Origin of the sequence: Propionicimonas sp. T2.31MG-18 (assembly GCF_964266745.1) — a bacterium.
Lineage (GTDB): Bacteria > Actinomycetota > Actinomycetes > Propionibacteriales > Propionibacteriaceae > Propionicimonas.
On sequence record NZ_CAXWGX010000026.1, the window covers coordinates 1 to 14,891 of the forward strand.

Consider the following 14,891-nt stretch of genomic DNA (forward strand, 5'->3'; position numbering starts at 1 on the left):
GGCGGGGACGGGGCGAGGGAAGCCCGTCCCACCAGCCCCGCCGCGGCGTTCGCTGCCGAGTGCAACTCGCGCTGCCGGAATCCCGGCAGCGCGCGTGGCAATCGGGGGCAGGAACGGGGTGAGGAGGGCGGCGGGCGGGACGGGGCGGGAGCGGGCGGGGGAGCGGGCTGGAGGGGCGAGGAGGAGGGACTCGAGTTGACAAGGTCCCACTTGATTATGAGAATGATTGTCATGAAGATCTTGAGGGGAACCCTGGCGGCCGTGTCGGCCGCCGCCATGCTGGGCCTTGCGGCCTGCTCCGCCTACTCGGACGCCCCGGCGTCCGGCGCGCCGGCGTCGAGCGGCGGGACGACCCGGCTCGCCGTGTCGGTGGCGTTCTACCCCTTCGAGTTCGTCGCCGAGCGCGTGGGCGGCGACCAGGTCGCCGTGACGAACCTCACCGCGCCCGGGGTCGAGCCGCACGACCTGGAACTCACCCCTCAGCAGGTCGCCTCGCTCTCGAGCGTCGACCTGGTCGTCTACCAGTCCGGCTTCCAGCCCGCCGTCGACACCGCCGTCGCACAGGCGAAGCCGCGGGCGAGCGTCGACACCGCCTCGTTCCTCTCCCTGCTGGCGGCGAGCCAGGACGGCGCGGAGGGCGACGGCCACACCGCTGCCGCGGACCCGCACACCTGGCTGGACCCGACCAACATGGTGACGATCGCCGAGCACGTCCGCGACGCGCTGTCGAGCGCCCGCCCGGAGGCGGCGAAGACGTTCGCGGCGAACACCGAGGCGCTCGTCGCCGACCTCACCGCGCTCGACACCACTCTGAAGACCGACCTCGGCAGCTGTGCGATCAAGCCCTTCATCACCTCGCACGCCGCGTTCGGCTACCTCGCGAACCGGTACGGCCTCACCCAGGTCGGCATCAACGGCGTCGAGCCGGACGTCGAGCCCAGCGCCGCCCGGATCGCCGAGGTGCAGAAGATCGCCAAGGACAACAACGTCACCACGATCTTCTTCGAGACCCTGGTCTCCCCGGTCGTCGCCCAGTCGATCGCGGGCGACCTCGGGCTGAAGACCGACGTGCTCGATCCGCTGGAGGGGATCACCGCCGAGTCGCGCGGAACCGACTACCTTGAGGTGATGCGGGCGAACGGCGCCTCCCTCAAGACAGCGAACCAGTGCTCCTGAACGACGAACCGACGACGACGGTCGCGGCCGCGACGACCACGGCGGACGCCGCGGTGACGGCCACGTCCGTCGACGTCGTGCTGAACGGCGTCCCGATCGTCCGGGAGGCCTCCCTGGAGATCCGGCCCGGCGAGATGGTCGCCATCCTCGGCAACAACGGCTCGGGGAAGACCACCCTGATGCGTGCGCTGCTCGGCCTCGTCCCCCACCGCGGACGCATCGCGCTGTTCGGCACCGACCTGGACGACTTCCGCGACTGGCGGCGCGTCGGGTACGTCCCCCAGCGCGGCGGGATCCTCGTGCAGCAGGCGACCGCCCGCGAGGTGGTCGCCAGCGGACGGCTGAGCCGGCGCCGGGCGTTCCTGCCCGCGTCCGCAGCGGACCGCCGCGCCGTCGACGACGCCCTGGCCGAGGTCGGCCTTGCCGACCGGGCCCGCTACCCGTTCGTCCGGCTTTCGGGTGGTCAGCAGCAGCGCGTGCTGATCGCCCGCGCCCTGGCCACGGGCGCCGACCTGATGCTGTGGGACGAGCCGCTGGCCGGCGTCGACCGGAACACCCAGGAGCTCCTCGCCGGGGTGGCCGGACGCCTGAAGGCCCGCGGCGCGACGATCGTGATGGTGCTGCACGAGCTCGGCTGCTTCCGTCCGCTCATCGACCGCAGCATCGTGCTGGCTGACGGACGGGTGATGCCGCCCGGCTACAGCCACCACGAGCACGACCACGATGACCACGAGCACGAGGGGCACGACCACCGCGCCGCGCACGGCGGCCACGAGATCGACGAGGTCGAACGCCCGCACACGACGCGCACCGGGCTGGAGGTCGGCTGATGGACTGGCTCTCCCTGGCGTTCATGCAGCGCGCGCTCATCGCCGCGCTGATCACCGGCCTGACCGCGCCCGCCATCGGCACCTTCCTGGTGCAGCGGCGGCTCAGCCTGCTCGGGGACGGCCTCGGGCACCTCGCGGTCGCCGGCGTCGGCCTCGCCCTCCTCACCGGCATGACGCCGCTGCCGGTCGCGGTCGCCATCTGCATCGCGGGCTCGGTGGCGATCGAGCTGCTCCGCGAATCCGGGCGGGCCAGCGGGGACGTCGGCCTCGCGATCCTCTTCTACGGCGGCCTGTCAGCCGGTCTGCTGCTGGCCGGGCTGGCCGGGCAGGGCACCGGGACGCTGTCGGGCTACCTGTTCGGCTCGCTCCTGGTGATGACCGGCCAGGACCTGCTGTACATCACGATCCTCGGCGTGGTCATCGTCGCGGTCGCGATCGGCCTGCTCCCGCAGCTGTTCGCGGTGAGCGCCGACGAGCCGTTCGCGCGGTCCATCGGACTGCCCGTCCGGCTGCTGAACATCGTGGTGGTGAGCCTCGCCGCGATCACGGTCACGGTGTCGATGCGGACGGTGGGCCTGCTGCTGGTGAGCGCCCTGATGGTGGTCCCGGTGGCCACGTCCAACCACCTGGTGATCGGGTTCCGCCGCGGCCTGTTCGCGGCGATGGGCCTGGGTGCCCTCGCGGCCACCAGCGGGACGGTGGGCTCCTACTACCTGAACACCGCGCCCGGCCCTCTGATCGTGGTGATCGCGATCACGCTGTTCGCGATCAGCTGGCCGGCCTCCCGTGCGTTGGAGCGGCGCACGCGCCGGGTCGTCGAGTTGCCGGACGAGGCGCTCCTGGCCCACCAGCCCACCGAGGTGCACCCGCACGTGCACCAGGAGAACTGCGGGCACCTGGCCGTCCAGCACGCCGGCCACACCGACTACGTGCACGACGGGCACCGGCACGCCGCCCACGAGGACCACTATGACGAGCACTGACCACACCCGTGCCGCCGGCCCCCGCAACACCCGGCAGCGCAGCGAGATCCGCCGGGCGGTCGAGGACCTGCCGACCTTCGCCTCCGCCCAGGAGATCCACGACCGGCTGCGGCACGACGGCTCCGGGGTCGGGCTGGCCACGGTCTACCGGACGCTCCAGGCGATGGCTGCGGGCGGGGAGCTGGACGCCATCCGCACCCCGGACGGCCAGATCGCCTACCGGATCTGCTCCCCCGGCCACCACCACCACCTGATCTGCCGGCGCTGCGGGCGCACGGTCGAGGTCAACATCCCCTCGCTGGAACAGCAGATCAGGGCACTGGCCGCTGAGCAGGGCTTCGCCCAGGTCGACCACGAACTGGAGTTCTTCGGCACCTGCGCGGCCTGCGCGGGCTGATCCGCAAACCACGGGGCACCTCCGGGCCGCCCGGACTTCAGGCGCCGGCGGACTGCTCCGGCACCAGCGGCGGCACGAGGACGCCGCCCGCGTCCGGCTCGCCGACGCCCAGGCACGCGGCCAGGATGGCGACGACCTGCTCCGTGGTCCCCGCCCCCGGCGACCACGGGTCGACGAAGTCGTGCATCCACTTCAGCCCGCCGTCGACCGACGCCTCGGCGAACACGTCCGCGTGCGGGGCGAACACTCCGGACGCGAAATCGCGCGCGGCGTCCCGCCGGATCGCGAAGTCACCGGGGTTGCTGGCCAGGACGACCCGCTCCAGCCGGTGCCCGGCGGCCACCGAGTGGTCGAACAGCGCTTCGGAGAGCCTCAGGTACGGCATCAGCCCGGGGACGGGGAAGCCCGGGTAGGCGTACGGGCTGTGGCCGAGGTCGGCCTTCTTGCGCGGGTCCCACCAGTAGCAGAAGCCCGGAACAATCGCCGGGTAGCGCACGAACGCGCGCACCAGCGGCATCGGGAAGCCCTTCGGCGCCACCAGGGGCGCGGCCAGCACGAGCCGGCGCACCTCGGTACGCGTGGCCGCCACCCAGGCGGCCAGCGTGGCACCGGCGGACAGCCCGATGACCCACACCGGGTCGCCGAACCCGGCGGCGATGTCGACACAGTCGTAGGCGTGCTCGACGAGCTCCGCGTCGGTCAGCGTGGCGAGGTCGCGGGTGAGCACGTCCGCCTGGCCGTGGTGCGGCATCCGCGGCACGAGCACCCGGTAGCCGGCCGCGCGCAGCTGGCCACCGACCTGCCCGAACTGGGACGGCGCGTTGGTGAACCCGTGCCAGACGACGACGGTGGCGCTCGCCCCGCCCTCCGGCTCGAGCAGGACGCTCCGCGTGGCCTCGGGGATGTCCGCGTCCCGCGCGGCCAGGCCGGCGAACCGTGCCCGCGCCTGGTCGGCGTCGATGGTCGGGCGGGGAGGCACCTGCGGCGGGGCGGGCAGCGGCATCAGCCGGCGGAACCAGGCCCGCTCGGGCGGGGTGCGGTGCTCAAGGGTCATGGCGATTCCTTCGCGGCGCGGCCGTGCAGGAGGCTAGCACCGCTGTCGCGCCCGGCACGGAAAGGGCCTCCGAAGCCTCAATATCGCGCCTGCCACATTGCATAAATCTCCTTGTCAGCACATGGGTCCGAGCCGGAGTACATTGCAACCGTCAATCAGCAAAACATCTGAAGAAGGGCGTGCCATGGCCCGTGATATCACCGGACTCCCCGACCTCGCGGTGGGAGCCGGACGCGTTGCTCCGGTTCGCACCCGGATGCCGGTCTACGTCGACCTGCTGCCCCCGTGCAACAACCGCTGCCCCGCTGGGGAGAACATCCAGGAGTGGCTCCGGCTGGTGAAGGCCGGCCAGGAGGAGGCCGCCTGGCGCGAGCTGGTGCGGAACAACCCGTTCCCGGCGATCCACGGCCGCGTCTGTTACCACCCCTGCGAGACCGCCTGCAACCGCGTCGAACTGGACGGCGCCGTGTCGATCCACTCCGTGGAGCGCTACCTCGGCGACCTCGCCATCGAGCGGGGCTGGACCTTCGAGAAGCCCCGGTTCTCCTCCGGGCGGAAGGTACTGATCATCGGCGCCGGCCCGTCCGGCCTGAGCGCCGCCTACCAGCTGGCCAAGCTGGGCCACGAGGTGGAGATCCGCGACTCCTCCGACTCCCCCGGCGGGATGATGCGCTACGGCATCCCCGAGTACCGCCTCCCCCGCAACGTCCTGGACGCGGAGATCGCGCGGCTCGTCGACCTGGGCGTGCGGATCGTCACCAACTACACCGTCAAGGACCTGATGGCCGACCAGGCCGAGGGCGGCTTCGAGGCCACCTTCGTCGCGATCGGCGCCCACCTGTCCAAGCGGGTGGACATCCCCAACCGCGACGCGTCCAAGATCGTGGACGCGGTCAGCTTCCTGCGCGACGTCGCCTCCGGCGAGCGTCCGCTCATCGGACGCAAGGTGGCGGTCTACGGCGGTGGCAACACCGCGATGGACGCGGCCCGCGTGGCCCGCCGGCTGGGCGCGGAGGAGTCGATCATCGTCTACCGCCGCACCGAGGACCAGATGCCGGCTCACGCCGAGGAGCGCGAGGGTGCGCTGCGCGAGGGCGTGAAGATGAACTGGCTGCGCACGATCAGCAGCGTCGAGGAGGACGACCTCACCGTCGAGATCATGGAGCTCGACGAGAGCGGACGGGCCCGCGGCACCGGGCGGTTCGAGAAGCTCCAGGCCGACACCGTCATCCTGGCCCTGGGGCAGGAGACCGACTCGAACTTCCTGCGCCGCATCCCCGGCATGCACTTCGAGCACGACGTGGTCAAGGTCGACCCGCGCACGCTGATGACCGACGTCCCCGGCATCTTCGCCGGCGGCGACGCCGTCCCGTCCGAGCGCACGGTGACCGTGGGCGTGGGGCACGGCAAGCGCGCGGCGATCGAGATCGACGCCTGGCTCGCCCACCGGGAGGTCGCCCGGCGGCCCAAGCACGACCTCGCCGACTTCGACAAGCTGCACCTGTGGTACTTCGGCGACGCCCGGCGCACCACCCAGCCCGAACTGGAGGCCTCGGAGCGGATCACCGACTTCGACGAGATCGTCGGCGGCCTGTCCGACGAGCAGGCCCACGTCGAGGCGGCCCGGTGCCTGTCCTGCGGCAACTGCTTCGAGTGCGACGGGTGCCTGGGCTCCTGTCCTGAGGACGCGGTGATCAAGCTCGGCAAGGGCCTGCGCTACCGCTTCGACTACGACCGGTGCACCGGGTGCGCCACCTGTTACGAGCAGTGCCCCGTGCACGCGATCGAGATGATCGAGGAGAAGTGATGAGCCGCGTCATCATCGACGGCAACGAAGCGGCAGCGTCCGCCGCCTACCGCCTCAACGAGCTGTGCAGCATCTACCCCATCACGCCGTCGTCCACGATGGCCGAACTGGCGGACGAGTGGTCGGCCAAGCGCCAGGCCAACGTGTACGGCATGGTACCGACCGTCATCGAGATGCAGTCCGAGGGTGGTGCGGCCGGCGCCCTGCACGGCGCGCTCCAGGGCGGTGCTCTGAGCACGACGTTCACCGCGTCGCAGGGCCTGCTCCTGATGATCCCGAACATGTACAAGATCGCGGGCGAGCTCACCTCCACGGTGCTGCACGTGGCCGCGCGATCGCTGGCGGCGCAGGGCCTGAGCATCTACGGCGACCACCAGGACGTGATGGCCGTCCGCCAGACCGGCTTCGCGATGCTGAACTCCTCGACCGTGCAGGAGGCCCACGACACCGCGGCGATCGCGCAGCTGGCGACCCTGCGCTCGCGCGTGCCGTTCGTGCACTTCTTCGACGGCTTCCGCACCAGCCACGAGGAGAACTCCGTCGAGCTGCTCACCGACACCCAGCTGCGCACCCTGGTGCCGGAGGACCTCGTGCAGGCCCACCGTCGCCGCGCACTGTCGCCGGAGCACCCCTACATCCGTGGCACAGCCCAGAACCCCGACACCTACTTCCAGGGACGCGAGTCCGCGAACCCGTACTACCTCGAGGTGCCCGGGATCGTGAAGCAGGCGATGGACGAGTTCGCGGCCCTCACCGGCCGCGGCTACGACCTCGTCGAGTACTACGGCGACCCGGAGGCCGACCGGGTGGTCGTGATCATGGGCTCGGGGGCCCAGACCGTCCGCTCGACCGTGGAGTACCTGTGCGCCCACGGCCAGAAGGTCGGCGTCGTGCAGCTGCGCATGTACCGGCCGTTCCCGACCGAGCAGGTGCTGGCGGCGATCCCGGCGAGCGCCCGCGTGGTGGCGGTCATGGACCGCACCAAGGAGCCGGGCGCCGGCGGCGAGCCGCTGTTCCTCGACATCGCCTCCGCGATCGGTGAGGCCCACGCCGCGGGACGCCGGCCGGCGATGCCGCTGCTGGTCGGCGGGCGCTACGGCCTGTCCAGCAAGGAGTTCACCCCGGCGATGGTGGTGGGCGTCTTCGACGAGCTGGCCCTGCCCGCTCCGCGTCCGCGCTTCACCGTCGGCATCAACGACGACGTCACGATGCTGAGCCTCCCCTACGACGCGAGCCTCGACCTGGAGGACCCCGCCACGCTGCGGGCCGTCTTCTACGGCCTCGGCTCGGACGGCACCGTCGGCGCGAACAAGAACTCGGTGAAGATCCTCGGCGCCATCGAGGGCACCTACGCCCAGGGCTACTACGTCTACGACTCCAAGAAGTCCGGCTCGCGCACCGTGTCGCACCTGCGCTTCGGCCCGAAGCCGATCGAGGCGCCCTACCTGGTGAGCAAGGCCGGCTTCATCGGCTGCCACCACTGGTCGATCCTCGAGCGTGTGGACGTGCTGGAGTTCGCGCGCCCCGGCACCGTACTGCTGGTCAACACCCCCTACGAGCGCACCGAGGTGTTCGCCCACCTCCCGCTGCCGATGCAGCGGCGGATCATCGAGCTCGGCATCGAGCTGTGGGCGATCGACGCCAACCTGGTGGCCCGCAGGGCCGGCATGGGGCGCCGCACCAACACCGTGCTCCAGACCTGCTTCTTCGCGATCAGCAACGTGCTCCCGCGCGCGGAGGCGATCGAGGAGGTCAAGCGGACGATCCGCAAGACCTACGCCCGCAAGGGTGCCGACGTGGTCGCCAAGAACGAGGCCGCCGTGGACGCGTCCGTCGAGCACCTGCACCGCATCGAGGTTCCCGCCGAGCCGGTCGGCGAGGTCGCGATGATCCCGCCCGTGCCCGCCGACGCCCCCGAGTTCGTGCGCAACGTGACGGCATCCATGCTGCTGGGCACCGGCGACGACCTGCCGGTGAGCGCCCTGCCGGTGGACGGCACCTACCCCTCGGGCACCACGAAGTACGAGAAGCGGAACATCTCCGACATCATCGCCGAGTGGGATCCGGAGTCCTGCATCCAGTGCGGCAACTGCGCGTTCGTGTGCCCGCACGCGGTGCTGCGGGCGAAGTACTACACCGAGTCCGCCCTGGACGGCGCGCCGGACGGCTTCCCGTCCGCCCCGCTGAACGCTGCCGGCTTCCCCGGCTCCCGCTACACCCTGCAGGTGTACGCGGAGGACTGCACGGGCTGCGGCCTGTGCGTGGAGGCCTGCCCGGTCAAGCCGCTCGGCTCGGGCGGTTCCCGGAAGGCGATCAACCTCGCCCCGGTGATGGAGCGGTCGAAGGAGAAGGAGAACGTCCGGTTCTTCGAGACCATCCCGGTGAACCGGCGCTCGCGCATCGACTTCGCGAACGTGCGCGGCACCCAGTTCCTCGAGCCGCTGTTCGAGTTCTCCGGCGCGTGCTCGGGCTGTGGCGAGACGCCGTACCTGAAGCTGCTCACCCAGCTGTTCGGCGGCCGGGCCACGGTGGCCAACGCCACCGGGTGCTCGTCCATCTACGGCGGCAACCTGCCGACCACGCCCTGGTCGTCCAACAAGTACGGGCGCGGCCCTGCCTGGTCGAACTCGCTGTTCGAGGACAACGCCGAGTTCGGGCTCGGGCTGCGGCTGGCGGCCGACCTGCACACCGCCACGGCGCGGCGCCGGCTGGAGGCCTTGCGCGACGAGCTGGGCGACCAGACCGTGGACGCGATCCTGGACGCCCCCCAGCAGTACGAGTCGGAACTGTCCCAGCAGCGGGCGCGGGTGGACGCCCTGAAGGCCCTGCTGAACACGATGTCCGGGCCGGCGGTGGAGGACCTCCGCTCGGTCGCCGACCACCTGCTGCGCCGCTCGGTCTGGATCGTCGGCGGCGACGGGTGGGCCTACGACATCGGCTCGGCCGGCGTCGACCACGTGCTCGCCTCCGGCCGCAACGTGAACATCCTCGTGCTGGACACAGAGGTGTACTCCAACACCGGCGGCCAGGCGTCGAAGTCGACACCGCTGGGCGCGGTCGCGAAGTTCGCCGCGGCCGGCAAGGGCACGACGAAGAAGGACATGGCACTCCAGGCCACGGCCTACGGCAACGTGTACGTCGCCCGCGTGGCGATGGGCGCCGACCCGCAGCAGACCCTGAAGGCGTTCCGCGAGGCGGAGGCCTACGACGGCCCGAGCCTGATCCTCGCCTACAGCCACTGCATCGCCCACGGCATCGACATGCGCAAGGGCCTCGACCAGCAGTACGCCGCGGTGGCGTCCGGGCACTGGCCGCTGATGCGGTACAACCCGGTGCTGCGGGCGGCGGGCAAGAACCCGTTCCTGCTCGACTCGCCGCGTCCGCGGATGCCGCTGCGCGAGTACCACACGCGCGAGCTGCGCTTCCGGATGCTGATGAACTCCGATCCGGAGTCGGCCGAGCGCCTGCTGGAGCTGGGGCAGGAGCAGGTGAACCGCCGTTGGGCGGAGTACGAGGAGATGGCCACCCGCGGTGCCGAGAGGTTCACCGAGGTCGTCGGCAACTGAGCCGCGGCGGGGCGCGCGGGACGGGCGGAAGCCACCCGCGCGCCCCGCGCCGGGGCACCGCAGGGCACTACAGTGTTGGCTGTACCCGCGCGAGGAGGCATCCGATCAGCGACAACGCACCCGAGGCGACGGACGAAGAGGTCCCGTCCCCCGCGCCGTCACGGACCGACCGTCCGCTCACGATCGCAGAGTTCACCGACAACTACGGCCCCGCCCACAGCGGGCTGCTCTACGCCGTGCAGTTCCTGGAGGAGCAGGTGCTGGCCGCCGGCCACAAGGTGCTGCTCGTCGCGCCGGAGGCGAAGGGCCCCAACCCGCACGCGGGGCACCCGAACCGCCGCGAGATCCGGCTGCCGAGCGTCCCCATCCCCGGCACGCAGATCCGGTTGTCGATGGGCCAGGACTTCGACTACCGGCTGGCCCAGATGGTGGCGAACCCGCCGGACGTGATCCACGTCCACGGGCTCGGACCGATCGGCCTGCTGGGCATGTGGGTGGCCGAGCGCACCGGGAAGCCGCTGGTGATCACCTGGCACACCGACCTGGAGGCCTACGCCGAGCACTACTGGCACGTCGTGCCGTTCCTGAACGCCGCCTACAAGGTGTACGAGCTGCACATGGCGGAGAGCACCTGGGACCAGATCAAGAAGCTGAAGCTCAAGCGGCCGCGCCGCGGCGGCGCGCAGGTGGAGCTGCTGCAGCTGGCGTCCAAGATGCTCACCGACGCCCACCTGGTGACCACGCCGTCGGACAAGACGGCCAAGCGCGTGCTCGAGATCGCGCCGACGGCCAGGGTGCGCGTCGTGCCCAACGGCACGGACGCCCTGCCGGCGCTCCCGCCGGTGCCCAGGGGCAAGGGCCCGCGGCTGATCTACGTCGGCCGGATCTCGCTCGAGAAGGGCATCGGGCTGATGCTCGACGCGTTCGAGCTCGTGCGCGACCAGATCCCCGGCGTGGAGCTGATGATCGTCGGCGACTGGCGTGAGACGCCGGTCACGCTCCGGCGACGCCTTCAGCGGGCCGCACGTTTCGGCGGGGTGAAGCTGCCCGGACAGATCCCCAGGGAGAAGCTCGGCGCCTACTACGCCTCCGGCGACGCGTTCGTGTTCGCCTCGCTCACCGACACCCAGGCACTCGTGCTGCACGAGGCCGCGCACGCGGGCCTGCCGTTCGTGATGGTCGACCACGAGCTGCGCCTCGTCGTCGAGCCGGGCGTGAACGCCGTCCTGGCGCGGCCGAACGCCGTGTCGCTGGCCGGGGCCATGGTGAGCATGCTCAACGCCCTGAAGGACGAGGAGTTCGCGCGGGCGGCGAGTGAGCGCAGCAAGGAGCTGGCCGCACGCTTCACGATCGCGAACCAGTCCCGGGAGTTCGTCGAGATCTACGAGGCGCTGGCCGCCGGCCGCGAGGTGGCGCTCACCGAGGGCCTCGACCCCGATTACGGGCGGCGGGTGTTCCCCCGGCGTCGCGTGACGGCGACCTTCGAGTCGTCGGAGCAGGCGTCGCTGGAACCGGTACCGCAGCGCCGGCACTGGTGGAGCCGGCCGAAGCCGGCCCCCGCGTCCGGGCGCTGACCGGGCGGACGAACACCAGCCGGCTCTGAACCAGGTAGCCGGCGACGAAGAGCATCCCCTCTGTGGCCAGCTTCGCCGTCACCACGCCGGTCGCCGGCGTGAGCAGCTCCATGAGCGTGAGGTTCGCAACCAGCACGCCGGCGGCGAGCAGCGCATAGCGGCGCACCGCGGGCCACAGCGGATCCGGGCCGGCCCCGAACACCAGGTGCCGGTTGGCGAGGAAGTTCACCCCCGCGCTGGCCAGCCGGGCGAGCACGACCGCCGCGGCGAGGCTGCCCAGCAGCGGGTAGAGCGCGAAGAGGAGCACGGAGTCGACGGCGAAGCCGGCCAGGGAGGCCGCGGCGAACGCCAGCAGCGGGCGCAGGACGCGCGCAGAGTCCCACAGCGGGCGGAAGTGCGAGGACCGGTTGTGCTCGAGGTACACCGTCGCGATCTCCACCTCACGGATCGCCAGGCCGTCCCTGCTCGCACGCAGCAGCAGGTTCTGCTCGTACTCGAAACGTTCGCCCGGCACCCGGGCGAGCCAGCCCAGCATCCGGTGCGGGTACCCCCGCAGGCCGGTCTGCGTGTCGGTCACCGGCGTGCCGGTGACCAGGCGGAAGAGCCCCGCGGCGATCCGGTTGCCGAGACGGCTGCGCAGCGGCACCGTCCCGGTGAACCGGCGGACGCCGAGCACCACGTCGGCATCGTCGTCGAGGGCGGCCGCGACGCGCAGGATGTCGAGCAGCGTGTGCTGCCCGTCGCTGTCGGCGCAGACGACCGCCTCCCCCGGATGGTGCACGGCCACGTGCGCGAAGCCCGTCCGCAGGGCCGCGCCCTTGCCGCGGTTCTCCGCGTGGGCGAGCACCTCCGCCCCCGCGCCCGCCGCGTCGGCGAACACGGCTGCGTGTTCCAGGCCGCTGCCGTCGTCGACCACCACCACCTGCACGCCCTCCACGCCGGCGAGGTCACGGACGAGGTCGGGGAGGCGGTGGTCCGGCTCGTAGGCCGGGATCAGGACGATCACGGCCGCCTCACCCGGCCACGAAGAGGATGTCGCTGGTGCCCCGCTCGCGACCCGTGCCGAGCGGGTTGTTCACCAGTTCGCCGTGGAACACCATGGCCGAACTGCCGCCGCCGTCGAGGTTGTACGCGGTCCGGGCGCCCAGGTCGACGAAGGCCTGCGCGAACTCGGTCATCGTCATGCCGCGGCTGTAGCCGGTGGCGCGGCCGTCCACGACCACGAACAGGAAGTGGTTGTCGTCGACGATGCCGACCCCGGTGCGCGGCTGCCGGCCCTGCACCGAGTGGTTCCCGATGTTGGTGTCGATCTCGATGCTGTCGATCCCGCTGATCACCGTGCCCCCCTCGACCAGGCCGGGCCCGAACGACAGCGTGTTCCACACCCCGTCGGCGAGCAGCGTCGCCGCGGAGGTGGTGGTCTCGTCGTAGAGCCGCATCGAGCCGTCCGTGCGGAACGCCAGGCCCTGCCGGGCACCGCGGTCGCGGTAGGCGACTCCGTTGCGGATCACGATCCCGGTGTCGCGGAACCCGTAGTAGTCGCCGTTGATCGCGAGCACCGCGCCCACCTGCGCGGCGATCGCGGACGGGTTGGCGATGACGTTCTCGCCGAAGGTGTCGTTGGCGAACGCCGTCCGCACGATGGTGGCGTCGCTGACGGTGACGTCGGCCACGAACCAGGTGACGGTGTCGTCGCCGCTTCCACGCGTGTGGGTGGAGACCGCGATGCTCGCGGTGCCCGAGGAGTAGGAGTCGGCGGTGTAGCTGCCGTCGGACGCGGCCGTCGCGGCGGTGACCGTGGAGGAGGTGTTCGCCGAGGTGTTGGTGGCCTCGACGTGCTCGATCACGAACCGGTCGAGCGCCCAGGCGGTGCCCCCGCCGACGGCGAGCGCCGTGCCCAGCCCGCCGGCGAGGAACGCTCGCCGGGTGTGCACCCGGCGGGCGGCCCTGCGCTCGGCGTCCAGCCCGGACGGCAGCGTCACGGCTGCCTCCGTCCGCCACCGCCCATGCCGCCGGCGATCGCCTGCCCGGCGGTCACGGTCGTGGCCGTCGTGCCGTCGACCTGGATCTCGTAGCTCTCGCCGCTGGTGATTCCCTCGGCGGCGACCACCAGCGAGGCGGTCTCCTTGGTGGTGGTGAAGGTGGCCACGACCGTCCCGTCCTTCACGACGGTGACCGTCTTCCCGGCGGGGACCGCGGAGGGGAACGCGACCGCGATCCAGCCGGTGGTGGACGCCGACCCGGGGCTCTCGGCCATGCCGGACGACCCGCCGGCCGCCAGGGTGCCGCCGGTGACGGTGATGCCGCCGTTGCTGTCGAGGGCACCGTTGCCGTTCATCGTGGGTCCGTTGACGGTGGTGGTGCCCCCGGTGACCACGATCGTGCCGTTGGAGTCGAGGCCGTCGCCGCCGGCGTCGACGGTGAGCGTGCCACCGCTGATCGTGAGCAGCGAGCCGTCGTCCTGCATGCTGCCGCCACCCTGGCCGCCCTGCGTCGCGGACGCCGTCGACCCCTGGGTCGCGTTCAGGCCGTCATCGGACGCGGTCACCCGGGTCTCGCCGCCGGCGATGGTGATCGTGGAACCCTCCAGGCCCTCTGTCGACCGCGTGATCGTGAGCGTGCCGCCCTCGACCGCGAGGTCGCCCTCGGCGTGGATGCCGTCGTCGCCGGTGGCGACGGTCACCGTCCCTCCCTGGACGAGCACGTAGCCCACGGTGTCGTCGGTCTCGTTGTCGGACTTCAGGCCGTCGTCCACGGCGTCGACGGTGACGGTGCCGCCGGTCACGATGAGGTAGTCCTTGCCGCGGATGCCGTCGTCCACGGCAGTGACCGTGATCGTGCCTCCGGAGATCACCAGGCCGTCCTTGCTGGCGATGCCGTCCCCGGTGTTCCCGGTGACGGTCAGCGACCCGGTGCCGCCGATGGTCAGATCGGCCATCGAGAACAACGCCGCGTTCGGGGCGTCGTCCGCCGAGGTGTCGTAGCCGGTGCCGTCGGTGAGGCTGTTGGACGAGCCGTCGGCCAGCACCACGACCGCCTCGTCGGCGGCGGTGATGACCAGCGCGGAGCCGTCGGCGTTGGTGATGGACGCGTTGTCGAGCACGATGCGGACCTTGCCCTCGGCGTCGCTGTCCACGACCACCTGGCCGTCGTCGAGCGTGCCGGTGAGCACGTAGGTGCCGGGCGCGGTGATCGTCACCGTGTCGCCATCGATGCCGACACCGTCGGACGAGCTGGTGGTGGACGCCCCGTCGGCGAGGGTGATCGTGGTGGCGTCCGCCGCGTCGTAGTCGGTGTCACCGTCCTCGGCGTGGCTCTCGACGTTGTCGGCGAGCGCCGCAGCGGCGGACGCGGCCAGCGTGCTGGACGTGCCACCCGCCGCCGCGCTCGTCGTGCTCGCGGCGGTGCCTGACGCCGAGCAGGCGACGAGGGTCAGGGAGGCGACGACCGCGGCGATGCCGGCGGCCAGCCTGGTCAGGTTGGGCTTGCGGAAGGAGTTCATAT

Annotated in this window: 10 protein-coding genes and 1 pseudogene; 7 read left to right on the forward strand and 4 right to left on the reverse strand. The window is 71.6% G+C overall.

Translation table 11 applies throughout. From position 1 onward, the window contains the following. Nucleotides 1-231: 231 nt before the first annotated feature. From ACFQQJ_RS10655 to ACFQQJ_RS10670, 4 genes are read left to right on the forward strand one after another with little or no spacing between them, the layout of a single operon-like run. Nucleotides 232-1,176 (forward strand): metal ABC transporter substrate-binding protein, encoded by a 945-nt coding sequence (locus ACFQQJ_RS10655; protein WP_377106336.1) that lies wholly within the window; start codon nucleotides 232-234, stop codon nucleotides 1,174-1,176. Next, nucleotides 1,167-2,006, forward strand: coding sequence for a metal ABC transporter ATP-binding protein (locus ACFQQJ_RS10660; RefSeq protein WP_377106338.1), 840 nt, complete (start codon nucleotides 1,167-1,169; stop codon nucleotides 2,004-2,006). Before ACFQQJ_RS10655 ends, ACFQQJ_RS10660 begins: the two co-directional genes overlap by 10 nt. Then, nucleotides 2,006-2,989: a metal ABC transporter permease gene (locus ACFQQJ_RS10665; protein WP_377106339.1), complete on the forward strand. Its 984-nt coding sequence runs from the start codon at nucleotides 2,006-2,008 to the stop codon at nucleotides 2,987-2,989. Before ACFQQJ_RS10660 ends, ACFQQJ_RS10665 begins: the two co-directional genes overlap by 1 nt. After that, the gene (locus ACFQQJ_RS10670; RefSeq protein WP_377106341.1) at nucleotides 2,976-3,386 is read left to right on the forward strand and encodes a Fur family transcriptional regulator; all 411 of its coding nucleotides are present in this window, start codon (nucleotides 2,976-2,978) and stop codon (nucleotides 3,384-3,386) included. The genes ACFQQJ_RS10665 and ACFQQJ_RS10670 overlap by 14 nt, the downstream gene beginning before the upstream one ends. Nucleotides 3,387-3,423: 37 nt before the next feature. Here the strand turns inward: ACFQQJ_RS10670 and ACFQQJ_RS10675 are convergent, their stop codons facing one another. Then, the gene (locus ACFQQJ_RS10675; RefSeq protein ID WP_377106342.1) at nucleotides 3,424-4,440 is read right to left on the reverse strand and encodes an alpha/beta hydrolase; all 1,017 of its coding nucleotides are present in this window, start codon (nucleotides 4,438-4,440) and stop codon (nucleotides 3,424-3,426) included. A 184-nt stretch (nucleotides 4,441-4,624) separates the two neighbouring features. On the opposite strand from ACFQQJ_RS10675, the gene ACFQQJ_RS10680 reads away from it, so the two are divergent. The 3 genes from ACFQQJ_RS10680 to ACFQQJ_RS10690 all read left to right on the forward strand — a co-directional run bounded on the left by ACFQQJ_RS10680 (nucleotide 4,625) and on the right by ACFQQJ_RS10690 (nucleotide 11,387). Then, nucleotides 4,625-6,247: an NAD(P)-binding protein gene (locus tag ACFQQJ_RS10680; protein ID WP_377106344.1), complete on the forward strand. Its 1,623-nt coding sequence runs from the start codon at nucleotides 4,625-4,627 to the stop codon at nucleotides 6,245-6,247. Then, complete coding sequence (gene nifJ / locus ACFQQJ_RS10685; protein WP_377106345.1) at nucleotides 6,247-9,813, forward strand: pyruvate:ferredoxin (flavodoxin) oxidoreductase; 3,567 nt, start codon at nucleotides 6,247-6,249, stop codon at nucleotides 9,811-9,813. Before ACFQQJ_RS10680 ends, nifJ begins: the two co-directional genes overlap by 1 nt. Nucleotides 9,814-10,049: 236 nt before the next feature. After that, the gene (locus tag ACFQQJ_RS10690) at nucleotides 10,050-11,387 is read left to right on the forward strand and encodes a glycosyltransferase (protein ID WP_377106347.1); all 1,338 of its coding nucleotides are present in this window, start codon (nucleotides 10,050-10,052) and stop codon (nucleotides 11,385-11,387) included. Nucleotides 11,388-11,409: 22 nt separating this feature from the next. Here ACFQQJ_RS10690 and ACFQQJ_RS10695 read toward each other — a convergent pair. The 3 genes and pseudogenes from ACFQQJ_RS10695 to ACFQQJ_RS10705 all read right to left on the reverse strand — a co-directional run. Further along, nucleotides 11,410-12,393, reverse strand: a pseudogene (locus ACFQQJ_RS10695) (glycosyltransferase); the annotation flags it as partial. Nucleotides 12,394-12,400: 7 nt separating this feature from the next. Next, complete coding sequence (locus tag ACFQQJ_RS10700; RefSeq protein WP_377106348.1) at nucleotides 12,401-13,369, reverse strand: phosphodiester glycosidase family protein; 969 nt, start codon at nucleotides 13,367-13,369, stop codon at nucleotides 12,401-12,403. Then, complete coding sequence (locus ACFQQJ_RS10705; RefSeq protein WP_377106350.1) at nucleotides 13,366-14,889, reverse strand: carbohydrate-binding domain-containing protein; 1,524 nt, start codon at nucleotides 14,887-14,889, stop codon at nucleotides 13,366-13,368. Before ACFQQJ_RS10705 ends, ACFQQJ_RS10700 begins: the two co-directional genes overlap by 4 nt. Nucleotides 14,890-14,891: the final 2 nt, after the last annotated feature.